Annotated in this window: 10 protein-coding genes; 6 read left to right on the top strand and 4 right to left on the bottom strand. The window is 69.4% G+C overall.

Features of this window, described 5'->3' with window-relative positions:
* Positions 1–16 precede the first annotated feature (16 nt).
* The 4 genes from G432_RS22485 (at position 17) to G432_RS07025 (ending at position 6,359) form a co-directional block, all read left to right on the top strand.
* Positions 17–850, top strand: a complete 834-nt coding sequence (locus G432_RS22485) for an ImuA family protein (protein ID WP_015458134.1) — start codon at positions 17–19, stop codon at positions 848–850.
* A complete protein-coding gene (locus tag G432_RS07035; RefSeq protein WP_015458133.1) occupies positions 741–2,309 on the top strand; it encodes a Y-family DNA polymerase in 1,569 nt (522 codons plus the stop codon). The genes G432_RS22485 and G432_RS07035 overlap by 110 nt, the downstream gene beginning before the upstream one ends.
* Entirely contained in the window at positions 2,306–5,632 is a 3,327-nt protein-coding gene (locus G432_RS07030; protein WP_015458132.1) for an error-prone DNA polymerase, read from the top strand. Before G432_RS07035 ends, G432_RS07030 begins: the two co-directional genes overlap by 4 nt.
* Before the next feature lie 91 nt (positions 5,633–5,723).
* Positions 5,724–6,359 (top strand): YbhB/YbcL family Raf kinase inhibitor-like protein, encoded by a 636-nt coding sequence (locus G432_RS07025; protein ID WP_015458131.1) that lies wholly within the window; start codon positions 5,724–5,726, stop codon positions 6,357–6,359.
* A 28-nt stretch (positions 6,360–6,387) separates the two neighbouring features.
* Here the strand turns inward: G432_RS07025 and G432_RS07020 are convergent, their stop codons facing one another.
* From G432_RS07020 to G432_RS07010, 3 genes are all read right to left on the bottom strand, one after another.
* On the bottom strand, positions 6,388–7,080 hold the full coding sequence (locus G432_RS07020; RefSeq protein ID WP_015458130.1) for a hotdog fold domain-containing protein: 693 nt from the start codon (positions 7,078–7,080) through the stop codon (positions 6,388–6,390).
* 89 nt (positions 7,081–7,169) lie between these two features.
* Positions 7,170–8,012, bottom strand: coding sequence for a PhzF family phenazine biosynthesis protein (locus tag G432_RS07015; protein ID WP_015458129.1), 843 nt, complete (start codon positions 8,010–8,012; stop codon positions 7,170–7,172).
* A complete protein-coding gene (locus G432_RS07010; protein ID WP_041865223.1) occupies positions 7,991–8,887 on the bottom strand; it encodes a DMT family transporter in 897 nt (298 codons plus the stop codon). The genes G432_RS07015 and G432_RS07010 overlap by 22 nt, the downstream gene beginning before the upstream one ends.
* Positions 8,888–8,995: 108 nt before the next feature.
* Here G432_RS07010 and G432_RS07005 point away from each other — a divergent pair, with 108 nt between their 5' ends.
* Positions 8,996–10,399: an aminotransferase-like domain-containing protein gene (locus G432_RS07005; RefSeq protein WP_015458127.1), complete on the top strand. Its 1,404-nt coding sequence runs from the start codon at positions 8,996–8,998 to the stop codon at positions 10,397–10,399.
* Between the two features lie 5 nt (positions 10,400–10,404).
* Here G432_RS07005 and G432_RS07000 read toward each other — a convergent pair whose 3' ends face one another.
* Positions 10,405–11,985, bottom strand: coding sequence for a hypothetical protein (locus G432_RS07000; protein ID WP_015458126.1), 1,581 nt, complete (start codon positions 11,983–11,985; stop codon positions 10,405–10,407).
* A gap of 506 nt (positions 11,986–12,491) precedes the next feature.
* Between G432_RS07000 and G432_RS06995 the strand changes: the two genes are divergently transcribed.
* Complete coding sequence (locus tag G432_RS06995; protein ID WP_015458125.1) at positions 12,492–13,409, top strand: flagellin; 918 nt, start codon at positions 12,492–12,494, stop codon at positions 13,407–13,409.
* Positions 13,410–13,639: the final 230 nt, after the last annotated feature.

Genomic DNA, 13,639 nt, shown 5'->3' with positions numbered 1-13,639 from the left:
ATCAGGAACATTTGTCATGCACGAGTCGCACCCCTCCCTTGCCGCCCTGCGCGGCCGGATCGCGATGCTGGCCGGCGCCGCTCCGGCGGAAGCGGGGCGGATCGTCACCGGCCATGGCGGCATCGACGGTGCGCTGGGCGGCGGGCTGGCGCGGGGGCGGCTGCATGAGATTTTCGCCGCCGATGCGGGCGAGGCGGGCAGCGCCGCCGGGTTCGCGGCGATGCTGGCGCTGCGCGCGCGGGCGGCGGAGATGGCGGATGGCGATGCCGATGCGCATCCCGGCGAAGGGCTGCTCTGGCTGCGCTGCGACGAGGCGGAACGGCGCGGCGGCGGCCTCTATGCCCCCGGTCTCGCCGATCTGGGCGGGGCGGCGGACGGGCTGCTGCTGGCGGTCGCGCCCGATCCGGTGGCGCTGCTGCGCGGGGCCGGCGATGCCGCCCGCTGCCCCGGCCTAGCGGCGGTGGTGGTGGAATGCTGGGGCGATCCTCGGGTGTTGGACCTCACGGCCACCCGCCGGCTGACCCTGGCGGCGGAGGATTCGGGCGTGCCGGTGCTGCTGCTCAGGATCGACGCGCGGGCCTCGCCCAGCGCCGCCGACACCCGCTGGCGGGTGCGCGCCGCGCCTTCGCGGGCGCTGGCGGCCAATGCGCCGGGGCAGGCGGCCTTCGAAGTGGAATTGCTGCGGCAGCGGAGCGGGATCGCCGATCTCCGCTGGCGCGTGGAGTGGGATCGTGAACGCATTGTCTTCCGCGAAGCCATCCGGGAACCGGCGCTGCCTGGCGCTGTGGTTCCCCTTCCTTCCCGCGGATCGGCTGCGGGCGGCGCGACGTCGGACCGGCGCATCGCCTGAAGCGCAGGCGCCGCTCGCCTTCGTCGAGAAGGTGAAGGGCGCGCTGCGGCTGGCGGCGGTGGATGCGCAGGCGCTGGCGCTCGGGCTGGAGCCGGGCCTGCCGCTGGCCGATGCGCGCGCCCGCGTGCCGGACCTCGCCGTGGCGGATCATGATCCCGATGCCGATCTCGCCTGGCTGGAGGCGCTGGCCGAAGGCTGCGGCCGTTACACCCCGATGGTGGCGGTGGATGCGCCGGATGGCCTGCTGCTCGATATCAGCGGCTGCGCGCATCTGTTCGGGGGCGAGGCGGGGCTGGTGGCCGATATCGAGGCGCGCCTGGCGCAAAGCGGGCTGGCGGTGCGCCATGCGCTGGCCGGCAATGCCGCCGGCGCCCGCGCGCTGGCCCGGTTCCAGACGGTGCCGGCCGCCGATGAGGCGACCGCGATCCGCCGGCTGCCGGTGGCGGCGCTGGGCCTCGATTCCGAAGCGGAGCTGGGCCTGCGCCGCGCCGGGCTGAAGCTGGTGGGCGATCTTGCCTGCCGGCCGCTGGCGGCGATCGCCGCGCGTTTCGGCGGCGATGCGGTGATGGCGCTCCGCCGCCTGCTGGGCGAGGCGGACAGCCCGATCGTCCCGCGCCGCACGCCGCCGACGATCGGCATCGAGCGCCGCTTTGCCGAGCCGATCGCCCGCACCGAATATGCGCTGGCGGTGCTGGAGGAACTGGCCGGCGAGGCGAAGCGGCTGCTGGAGGAACGCAAGGCCGGCGGCCGGCGGTTCGAAGGCATGTTCTTCCGCAGCGACGGGCTGGCGCGGTCGATCCGGGTGGAGACCAGCCGGCCGACGCGCGATCCGGCGATGGTGATGCGGCTGTTCCGCGAACGGATCGGCGCGCTCGATGATCCGATCGATCCCGGCTTCGGCTTCGATATGGTCCGGCTGTCAGTGCCCCTGGTCGAGCCGCTGGCGGCCGCCCAGCTGCGGCTGGAAGGCGGCGCCACCCATGAGGCGGAGATCGCGGCGCTGGTCGATCGGCTGAGCACGCGGCTGGGCCGGGGCCGGGTGCGGCGGCTGGTGCCGCGCGACACGCATATTCCAGAACAGGCCCAGCTCGCCTTGCCGGCGGTGGCCGCCCCGCCGCCCGCCGCCTGGGATGCGGCCGGCCCCGGCGATCCGCCGCTGCGGCCCATCCATCTGTTCGATCCGCCCCAGCCGATCGATGTGATCGCCGAGGTGCCCGATGGCCCGCCCCACCGCTTCCGCTGGCGGCGCGACGCGCATGAGGTGCGCCGCTTCGAAGGGCCGGAACGGATCGCCGCCGAATGGTGGCAGCGGGCCGATGGCGCGATCGACCGGCCGGGGCTGACCCGCGATTATTATCGGGTGGAGGATGCGCGCGGCCGCCGCTTCTGGATCTTCCGCCACGGCCTTTACGAGGAGAAGGCCGATCCCGCCTGGTATCTCCACGGGGTTTTTGCATGACGGATGGGGTCACGCCTTTCCGCCGCCCCGCCGGCGATCGGCCGTCGGGGGGCGAGGAAGCCGATGCCGGCTTTGCCGAGATGGTCGCCGCCACCAATTATTCCTTCCTGCGCGGCGCATCCCATCCGGCGGACATGGTGGCGCGCGCGATCGGCCTCGGCATGGCCGGCATCGGCATCGCCGATCGCAACACCGTGGCCGGCGTGGTGCGCGCCCATGTCGCGCTGAAGGAAGCCAAGGCGGCGCTCGCGGCCGCGCAGGAGGAGAATGGGGAAGAGGCGAGGCCCCTCGATTTCCGCCTCGCCGTCGGCGCGCGGCTGGTCTTCGCCGATGGCACGCCGGATATCGTCGCCTATCCCGCCACCCGCTTCGGCTGGGGGCGGCTCACCCGCCTGCTCACGCTCGGCAACCGGCGGGCGGAGAAGGGCGATTGCATCCTCCATTTCGCCGATCTGCTGGCTTATTGCCAGGATCTGCTGCTGATCGTGATGGCCGGCGACGCGGACGAATTCGTGCTCCGCCGGCTGGCCGATGCCTGCCCCGGCGCGGTCTGGCTGGGGGCGACCATGCCGCGCGAGGGCCGCGATCATCGCCGGCTGGCCGGGCTGGCGGCGCTGGGCGCGCGGGCGGGCGTGCCGCTGCTCGCCACCTGCGATGCGCTTTATGCCGGGCCGGAACAGCGGCCGCTCCACGATGTCGTCACCTGCATCCGCGAAGGGGTGACGATCGCCGAGGCCGGCCGGCTCCTCCATGCCAATGCCGAACGCCATCTGAAGCCGCCCGCCGAAATGGCGCGCCTGTTCCGCGCCTGCCCGGAAGCCGTGGCGGCATCGGCGGACATCCTTGCCCGCATCCATTTCGATCTCGATCAGCTCGCCTACGAATATCCGCACGAACCCGTGCCCGAAGGCTGGACCCCGCAGGGCTGGCTGGAGCATCTGGTGCTGGCGGCGGCGAATGCCCAGCATCCCGGTGGCATCCCGGCCAAGGTGCAGAAGGTGCTGGATGAGGAGCTGAGCCTGATCCGCGCCCGCAACTACGCTTATTATTTCCTGACGGTGCACGACATCGTGAGGTTCGCGCGCACGCGGGATCCCCCGATCCTCTGCCAGGGGCGGGGATCGGCGGCCAATTCGCTGGTCTGCTACCTGCTGGGCGTCACCCCGATCGATCCGGTCGAAAACAACCTGCTCTTCTCGCGCTTCCTGTCCGAACAGCGGGGCGAGCCGCCCGATATCGACGTGGATTTCGAGCATGAGCGGCGCGAGGAGGTGATGCAATATGTCTATGAACGCTACGGCCGCCACCGCGCCGGCATCGCCGCCACCGTCATCCATTATCGCCCGCGCAGCACCCTGCGGGAGGTGGGCAAGGCGCTCGGCCTGTCGGAGGATGTGACCGCGCGCCTCGCCGATACGAGCTGGGGCAGCTATGGCGGCGAGGTGCCGGACGGCCGCTTCGCCGAGGCGGGCTTCGATGCCGCCAATCCCGAAATGGCGCGGCTGCGGGCGCTGGTCGGCCAGCTTCTCAAATTCCCGCGTCACCTTTCCCAGCATGTCGGCGGCTTCGTGCTGACCGAGGACCGGCTGGACGAGACCGTGCCGATCCACAATGCCGCGATGGCGGACCGCACCTTCATCGAATGGGACAAGGACGATATCGACGCGCTGGGGCTGATGAAGGTCGATGTGCTGGCGCTCGGCATGCTCACCTGCATCCGCAAGGCCTTCGATCTGATGCGCCGGCATGGCGAGGGCGATCTCATGCTGGAAACCGTGCCGAAGGAGGACAAGGCCACCTACGACATGCTGTGCAAGGGCGACAGCATCGGCGTGTTCCAGGTGGAAAGCCGCGCCCAGATCAACATGCTGCCCCGCCTCCGGCCCAGGGAGTTCTACGATCTCGTCATCCAGGTCGCGATCGTGCGGCCGGGGCCGATCGAGGGCGACATGGTCCATCCCTATCTCCGCCGCCGCGCCGGGCAGGAGAAAGCGGACCTGCCCGGATCGCGCGACAATCCGGATGAATTGCGCGAGGTGCTCGGCAAGACCTTCGGCGTCCCCCTGTTCCAGGAACAGGCGATGAAGCTCGCCATCATCGCCGCCGGCTTCACCGCGGACGAGGCGAACGAGCTGCGCCGGGCGATGGCGACGTTCCGCAATGTCGGCACCATCCACAGGTTCCGCGAAAAGATGATCGGGGGGATGGTGGGGCGCGGTTACGAACCCGATTTCGCCGCCCGCTGCTTCAAGCAGATCGAAGGCTTCGGCAGCTATGGCTTCCCGGAAAGCCACGCCCAGTCCTTCGCCAAGCTGGTCTATGTCTCGGCCTGGCTCAAATGCCACCAGCCGGCGGTGTTCGCCTGCGCCCTGCTCAATTCGCAGCCCATGGGCTTCTATGCGCCCGCCCAGATCGTGCGCTGCGCCCGCGATCATGGGGTGGAGGTGCGGCCGATCGATATCAATGCCAGCTTCTGGGACAACGGCCTGGAACGGGGGGAGGATGGCCGCCTCGCCCTGCGGCTGGGGCTGCGCCAGATCGATGGCTTTCGGGAGGAGTGGGCGGTGGCGCTGGCCGATGCCCGCGCCCGCGGGCCGATCGCCAGCGTCGAGGCGCTGGCCCGCGATGCCGGCCTGCCGGCGCGCGCGCTGCGCCTGCTGGCCGATGCCGATGCCTGCCGGTCGATCGCGCTGGACCGGCGCGAGGCGCTGTGGGAGGCGCGGCGCACGCCTGCGGGCGAGCTGCCTTTGTTCGCCGCCGCCGCCGCGCGGGAACTGGGGGATGAGGCGGATGCCGCGCTTCCCGCCATGCCGCTCGCCGAACATGTGATGACCGATTATCAGGTGACGCGCCTGTCGCTGAAGGATCATCCGATGACCTTCCTGCGCGATCGCTTCCGCCGCGCGGGCGTGCTGAGCTGCGCGGAGGCGGAGCAGGCGAAGAATGGCGCGCAAATAAGGGTGGCGGGCGTGGTGCTGATCCGCCAGCGGCCGGGCAAGGGCAATGCCGTGTTCGTCACGCTGGAGGATGAGACCGGCATCACCAACGTGCTGATCTGGGCGCGGCTGTTCGAACGCTATCGCCGTGCCGTCATGGCATCCCGCCTGATGGAGGTGACGGGCGAGCTGCAGAAAAGCCGCGAGGGCGTGGCGCATCTGATCGCCACGCGGATCGTCGATCGCACCGCCGCGCTGGACGGGATCGCCGCCGATCGCCCCCGGCCCATGGCCGATCCGGGCGAAGCGGCGCTCCCGCCGCGACCGGCCCATGCCTCGCATCCCCGCAATGTCCGCATCCTGCCGAAATCGCGCGACTTCCACTGATCGGGCGTCATCGCCCGCCGATTTCATGGAACCCAATCCACCCCTTCGCCGGTTGTGCAGGCATCAGGCCGGAGAGGGGAGGGATCGCCCGATGCTGGAACATCTGCCGCAATGGATCGGCGCGCTGATGCGCAATGTCCGCGCGGGCCATGCCAAGCTGGCGATCGTCCAGCCGGAACTGACGATAACCGGCGTGCACATCGATCTTTCCAGCCCCGCTTTCCCCGATGGCGGGCGATTGCCCGAACGCTTCACCGCCGATGGCGCCGGCGTCTCGCCGCCCCTCGTCTGGAACGGCGTGCCCCTCGGCACGCGCAGCCTGGCCCTGATCGTCGAGGACCCGGACGCCCCCGCGCCCAATCCGCTGGTGCATGCGATCGTCTGCGGCATCCCGCCGGGCGAGCGCCGGCTGGCCGAAGGCGCGATCCGGGCGGATGGCGGGGGCGATGCCGGCGGCGGCGATATCGGCCGCAACAGCGCGTTCGGCGAAGGCTGGCTGCCCCCCGATCCCCCTGCCGGCCATGGCAGCCACGATTATATCTTCCAGCTCTTCGCGCTGGCGGACGTGCCCCTGTTCCGTCGCCATCCCGGCCGCTCCGCGCTCCTCAACGCGATGGAAGGCAAGGTGCTGGCGGCGGGTCTCCTCGTCGGCACCTATTCGCGCGGCGAGGCGGCCATGACCGGCGGCGGCAAGGCCGTGCCGCGTGCCGTGGCGCGACACGGCTAGGCCGGATCGCCCGGACGACGGACTCGGATCAGGCCCGGATCGAAATCCAGGTTGCCAGCGCAGCGGCGATCAGGCGGCCGTCGCGATCGTGGATCGCGGTGCCCGCCTGATGCTTGCGGCCTTCGCTGGCGATGGGCCAGCCGGTCACCAGCAGCGGTTCGCCCGCCCGTGGCCTGCCGTGGATCATCACGCCGATCCGCCCCAGCACGGCCGGTCCCGATCGCGGCTGGACCGCGAAATAGCCGGGGCAGTCGAGCGCGGCCCACAGGAATTCGGGGCGAACATGGCCGCCCTCGTCCGCCAGATCGGCGGTGGCCACCCACAAGGCGGCGACCTGCCCGGCCACGTCGCCGACCGGGCCGGGGAAGATGCGCAGGCCATCGCCTTCCGCCCGTTCCGGCCCGCAGACGAAGCAGCCGGGAAAGACATGCTCGTCGAAGCCCGCGAAATGGCGGGAAGCTTCCTCGGCAACGGGCAGGGCCGGCGGGGGCGGCACATCGATCGCGATCTCCGCCGGTTCCGCCAGCGCGACGAGGGCCTCGTCGTCGATCAGCCGGATGGCGTCGCCGTCCCGCGCAAGCTCCATCTCCGTCGCCAGCGGCGGCGGCAGCTTCAGCGTGACCATGCAGCCGGATCCGCCGATCGGCGCCGCCACCAGGCCGGCGACATAGCCGCCATTGCCGCTCTGCGGAGGGCCGCGAAACCGATGGTCGATGTGCAAGGGGAGCCGCCTTTCCGTCCTGATCGCCCGGCGCGCGTGCCGAGACGCCGTTGCCGGATGCTTATAGGCGGGCGCCGGCGTCCGGTCGATCAGAAGGCGGTTTCGCCGCTGAACAGCGTCGCCGTTCGCCCGCCGATCCAGATCGTGCCGTCCGCATCGCGATCGACGCGGATGCGGCCGGTGCGCCCCAGCCGGGTCCCCTGCGCGGCGCGGTAGGAACCCTGCACCCGGCCCGACGCGAACAGCCATTGCGCCACCGAAGCGTTGAGGCTGCCCGTCACCGGATCCTCGATGACGCCGCCATGCTGATCGCTGAAGAAGGCGCGCAGTTCATAGCCGATGTCCTGCCCGACGGGATGCGGGCCGACGACGCCCACCTCGATCCGGCCGCCATGGCTGCGCGCGGGTTCGACCGCCAGCACCGCCTCCGCCGATGCCAGCATCACGCCGATCCAGCCCGGCCCGTTGTCCACCCATTGCGCATCCACGATCTCGGCGCGGGATATGCGGAGAAACGCCGCAACCTCCTCCAGCCTCGCCTCGTCCACCGCGCCCGTCCGGATCAGCGGCGGCGCGGCGAAGGCCAGGCCGGCCGCGTCCTGGCGGATGGGGACGAGGCCCGCGCCGCATTCCTGCACGATCCTGCCCGATTGCTTTGGCACGCCGCCTGCGGCCAGCCAGGCATGGCAGGTGCCCAGCGTCGGATGGCCGGCAAAGGGCAATTCGCGTTCCAGCGTGAAGATGCGCACGCGATAATCGGCCTCGGGCGTGGTGGGCGGCAGCAGGAAGGTGGTTTCCGAAAGGTTCAGCCATTGGGTGATGCGCTGCATCGTATCGGTGTCGATCCCCTCCGAATCGGCCACCACCGCCAGCGGATTGCCGGAGAAGGGGTGTTCGCCGAACACGTCGATCAGCTGGAACGGGCGGGGCATAAAGCGGGTCTCCTCTTGGCGAAGTGCCGGGCGGCGGCAACGCAGATGGCAACGACGATGGTTATGGCGACGATCGATCCGCCGATCGGCTCATCGATCAGGATGGCGGCCAGCGCCAGCCCGCAAAGCGGCTGGAGGAGCTGGAGCTGGCCGACGCTGGCGATGCCGCCCAGGGCCAGCCCGCGATACCAGAAGACGAAGCCGATCAGCATGCTGAACAGGGCGACATAGGCCAGGCCGGCCCAGGCGGCGGACGGCACCTGCGTCCATCGGGGCGCGGGCAGGGCCGTCATCAGCCCGATCATCGCCGGCAGCGCCAGCACCAGCGCCCAGCAGATCACCTGCCAGCCGCCCAGCCGCCGCGCCAGCACCGCGCCTTCGGCATAGCCTAGTCCGCAGACCAGGATCGCCGCCAGCATCAGCGCATCGCCCATCGATGCCGTGCCTGCGCCGTCGCGCAGCGCGAATCCTGTCACGGCCGCGCTGCCCAGCGCCGCGAACAGCCAGAAGGCGGGCGCCGGCCGCTCGCCGCCGCGCAGCACCGCGAAGATGGCGGTGGCCAGCGGCAGCAGGCCGGTGAACATGATCGAATGGGCGGTGTCGATATGGCGCAGCGCCATCGCGCTCAGCAGCGGAAAGCCCAGCACGACGCCGCCGGCCACCACCAGCAGCGGCACGATATCCGAAAGGGCGGGCCGGGGCTGGCGCAGCGCGGCCAGCATGAGGAGCGCGAGGCCGCCGGCGATCGCCGCGCGCGCCGCCGTCAGGTAGAGCGGATCGAAACCGCCCATCGCCAGTCGCGTCGCCGGCAGCGATCCGCTGAATATCAGCACGCCCAGCAATCCGTTGATCCACCCGCTCGTCGTCCGGTCCATTGCGCGATCCATTCGGTGTTTTTTCCCCGATGCGACGGCGGGGCTGGCGGGGCGAGGTACGGATCGATACAGTTCGACCAAACTGTACCGGTTCACGGAGCAATAAGGATGGATGTGTCGCTTGCCGCGCCCCAGGGCTCGCTTACCGAACGGCTGGCCGGGGCCATGCGCCAGCGCATCGCCTCGCGGGCCTTGCTGCCGGGGGCGAAGCTGCCCTCGATCCGTGCGCTCGCCGCCTCGGCGCAGGTTTCCAAGTCGACGGTGGTGGAGGTCTATGATCGCCTGGCCGCCGAAGGCGTCATCCATTCGCGGCGCGGGTCGGGCTTCTATGTGGCCGGGCATCTGCCGCCGCTATCGGTGGCCGATGTCGGCCCCCGGCTCGATCGCGCGGTCGATCCCTTCTGGGTGTCGCGCCAGTCGCTCGAGGCGGGGGAGGACGCGCTCAAGCCGGGCTGCGGCTGGCTGCCGCCCTCCTGGCTGCCGGAGGACATATTGCGCCGCGCGATGCGGGCGTTGGCCAGGGCGGATGAAGGGGCGCTGGTCGATTACGGCACGCCGCTCGGCCTGCCGGCGCTCCGGCAATTATTGTCGCGGCGGCTCGCCGAACGCGGGGTGGAGGCGGCCCCGGACCAGATCATGCTCACCGAATCCGGCACGCAGGCGATCGACCTGCTCTGCCGCATGCTGATCGAGCCCGGCGACGTCGTGCTGGTCGACGATCCCTGCTATTTCAACTTCCACGCGCTGCTGCGCGCCCATCGCGCGCGGATCGTCGGCATCCCCTTCACGCCCTCGGGGCCGGACATGGATGCCTTTGCCGAGGCGCTGGCCCAGCATCGCCCGCGCCTCTACGTCACCAATTCCGGCGTCCACAATCCCACCGGCGCGACGCTGGCGCCGGCGGTGGCGCATCGCCTGCTCCGGCTGGCGGAGCAGCATGACCTCGTCATCGTCGAGGACGATATCTTCGCCGATTTCGAGGATGAGCCCGCCCCCCGCCTCGCCGCGCTCGATGGCCTGGACCGCGTCATCCAGATCGGCAGCTTCTCCAAGACGCTCTCGGCCAGCGTGCGGTGCGGCTATGTCGCCATCCGGCGCGACTGGCTGGAACGGCTGCTCGACCTCCGGATCGCCACCGCCTTCAGCGCGCCCCGCCTCTCGACCGAGCTGGTGTCGCGCGCGCTTCAGGATGGCAGCTATCGCCGCCATGTCACCGCGCTTCGCGAACGCCTGCATCGCGCCCGGCAGCGGACGGCGGCGCGGCTCGCCGCGATCGGCATCCGGCCCTGGATCGAGCCGCGTGCCGGCATGTTCCTATGGTGCCGCCTGCCCGATGGCGTCGATGCCGCCGATCTCGCCCGCACCGCGCTGGGGCAGGGCGTGGTGCTGGCGCCGGGCAACGTCTTCAGCCTTTCGCAGACGGCGGGCCAGCATATGCGCATCAACGTCGCGCAATGCGCCGATCCCAGGATCTTCGAGGTGCTGAAGCAGGCGATGCACGAGGCCGCCTGAGGCGATCAGGCGACCGGTGACGCCTCGGCCAGCGGCGCGGCCGGCACCGCCTGGAACGCCGGGGCGGAGCGCGACTGCCGCCGCGCCATCACCAGCATCCACGCCGTAAACGGCACCAGCCAGATCACGCGGCCCTGATAACGGCTCTGCGGATCGGAAAGCGCGCCGCCCAGGAAGGCGTTGACGGCAAGCCCCACGGCGATCAGCGCGATCCATGCCCAGACGGCGCGTTCGCCGGCGGTCAACGGATCGCGCTCGTCGCGCCGCCGCCGCAGCGCCGCTATGCCCGCCGCCGCCATCGTCAGCAGGGCGATGCCCACTGTGCCGTAATGGATGATGCTGAGCGCCCCGGTCGGCCACAGGCCCTGGCCCGCCGGGGATGCCGCCATGCGCTGGCGGATCGGCTCGGGCACCGTGCGCCAGCACCGCGCCTCCGCCTTGCAGCTATAGTTCAGCCAGCGATCGTCGAACATCGCCGCCTGGAGGAGCGAGTTCTTCACGATCATGCCGGCCTGTTCGATCGGATAGGTCTTCAATACCGCCAGCGCGAAGGGAATATCCTCGGCAGACAGTGCCTTGCGCTCCGCATCGGTGGCGAAGAGGAAGACGCCGTCCCGCTTGTCCGTGGACCAGAGGAAGGCGCCGGAAGTCGGTGCGATCCGGTCGGCGAACCGGCAGACCGTGAAGTCCGCGCCGGGGCAATATTCCCTGATATAGCGCGCGCCCGGCCCGTCGCCGATGAAGCGGGCGGTCAGCAGCGGCGCCATGTGCGGCGGATGGCCGAATGTCCTTTCGATCGCGAAATTGGTCAGCATCGTGCCCGCCACGGCCAGCGCCACGGCGACCGCGCCGGTGCCCAGCGCGAAGCGGGCATTGGCGCGGGGCAGCAGCCTGAACGCAGCCATGATCGCCGCTGTGACCGTCATCGCCAATATGATCAGGACATGCGTGGGATGCGACATGGTGCACAGGATCACCAGCCCCGCCAGGACGAGCCGGTCCCTCCGGCCCATCGGCCCGCGCGAGGCGGCGAGCACCGCCAGCGCCAGCATGCCGAGCCCGGCGAAGATGTCGGCCAGCAGATAGGATGTGTAGAAGGGGAGCGGCGTCAGCAGCGCGAGCAGGGCGGCGGTCAGCAGGAAGGTCCGGTCGTCCTCGATGCCGATCGCCCGCAGCGCCAACCGGACGAGCCATAGCGACAGGATCGATCCGATCGCCACGAACAGCCAGAAATTGCTGAGCACATAAGTGAGGTAGAGGCCGAACCCGAAATAAGGCGATCGCCCGCCCATGATGAAGCCGCTGGAAAGATCGTTGCCGCGCTTGGGGGCGGCCGCATCCTGGTCGGCGGTGGGGCTCGCCGGCCTGGCCGTGGGCGATCGATGCGCCGCCGCGTCCTCCGATCGCGTCCAGACGGTCGAGATGCGCCCGCCCGAGGCCAGATGGATCGGGAAGTCGGCCGATCGCACATAAGTGGTGGTGTCGGGGAAGAAAAAGGGCTGGCCATTTACGATGGCGGGCCACGCCATCATGGCCACCATCACTATTATCAGGAAATAATAGGATATTCCCTTGCGGTTGTGCATATCGCCTGCTGCTTCCCCCGCGCCCGGATGAATGCGTGAACCTTCCCCTTGGTCCCGAATGTGCCGTCTTGCGCCATCGCTACATGCCGAAGGACAGCGGATAAGCCGATATGCGTTAGCATGTGCACCCTATGCGCAAAAGCCATTATTGGACGATCAAGCGTTTGGGGCGGATAATTATTTTGCACGGCGGCATATTTTCTCGTGCGTCATCTTTTCGCAATGACGAAACAAGGGTGCGGGTGGGCGGGATTCATGGCCGTGCGGCGCCGAATCGGTGACCGATCTGCCCTTCTTGATCCCCGCTGCTGCGGCTGCCCTGTCGGATAGCCTGGAAATTGCGGTTAATTATTTGTTAAACATGAAAAATCATCCGCCTCGCTTTGGCGAGCCGACCGTTCTTCCCAGAATGAAAGGCGGGCCGATGGGTATCGGGCCGTCGTGGGCCGGCGCTTCCGGTCCAGGTCGCAGAAGGCGGCCTCCTATCCAAGAAGGACGACAACATTATGGCACTTTCCGTTAACACCAATGTCGGTGCGATGGCCGCGCTCCAGTCGCTGACGGCGACCAATCGCAGCCTGGAGACCACGCAGAGCCGCATCACCACGGGTCTGAACGTGGCGTCGACGAAGGATGACTCGGCGAAGTTCACCGTGGCGCAGACGCTGCGCGGCGATCTCGGCAAGCTGAGCGCGGTCACCTCCTCGCTCAACAACGCCAAGAGCGTCACCGACACCGCCATCGCCGGTGCCGAGCAGGTTTCCGATCTGCTCAACCAGATGAAGGCGAAGGCCCTCGAGGCTTCGGACGCGGGCCTCGATCAGGACAGCCGCGATGCGATCGCCAAGGACCTGACTGCGCTCAAGGAGCAGGTCAACACGATCATCGACGGTTCGGACTTCAACGGCACCAACATCCTGAAGAACGATCCGGCCGATGCCACCAACGACCAGATCGTTTCGGCGCTCCAGTCGATCGCTTCGGGTTCGTCGGCCCTCACCGTTTCGAACCAGGGCTATACCAGCCTGTCTGAAACCGCTTTGGGCGATGCCACCAACACCGGCACCCTGACCTGGGTGAAGACCGGCGGCAAGGACATCGACCTGAGCGACAGCTCAGGCGGCGGCGGCGACACCGGTGCCCAGAAGGCCACCGATTTCGGCGCGGCGCTGGATACCTTCTTCAGCAAGGTCCAGGACAGCCTGAGCACGCTGGGCGCGGCTTCGCGCAAGATCGAAGGCCAGCTCTCGTTCAACAGCAAGCTGACCGACGTGGTGACGAGCGGCATCGGCAACCTGGTCGATGCGGATCTCGCCAAGGAATCGGCGAAGCTGCAGGCCCTGCAGGTCCAGCAGCAGCTGGGCGTCCAGGCCCTCAGCATCGCCAACCAGGCGCCGCAGACGATCCTGTCGCTGTTCCGTTAATTCGGGCGACGGCTCCGCTCCGGCCTTACCCACGGGGCGGTGGCCAAAGGAAGGCCGGGATGGTTCGACCGTCCCGGCCTTTTCCTTGCGCGCGTGCCGGTCCGCGCATCGCGTTCGTTAAGCATAAATAAAGTGGGGCATCGATTTGGGTGGCCCCGGAATCCTTCCCAGAATGAAAGGCGGGCCGATGGGTATCGGGTCGTCGCGGATCGGCGCTTCCGGTCCAGGTC

Source organism: Sphingomonas sp. MM-1 (assembly GCF_000347675.2).
Taxonomy (GTDB): Bacteria; Pseudomonadota; Alphaproteobacteria; order Sphingomonadales; family Sphingomonadaceae; genus Sphingomonas_E; species Sphingomonas_E fennica.
This window is presented reverse-complemented; position numbering and strand designations above follow the sequence as displayed.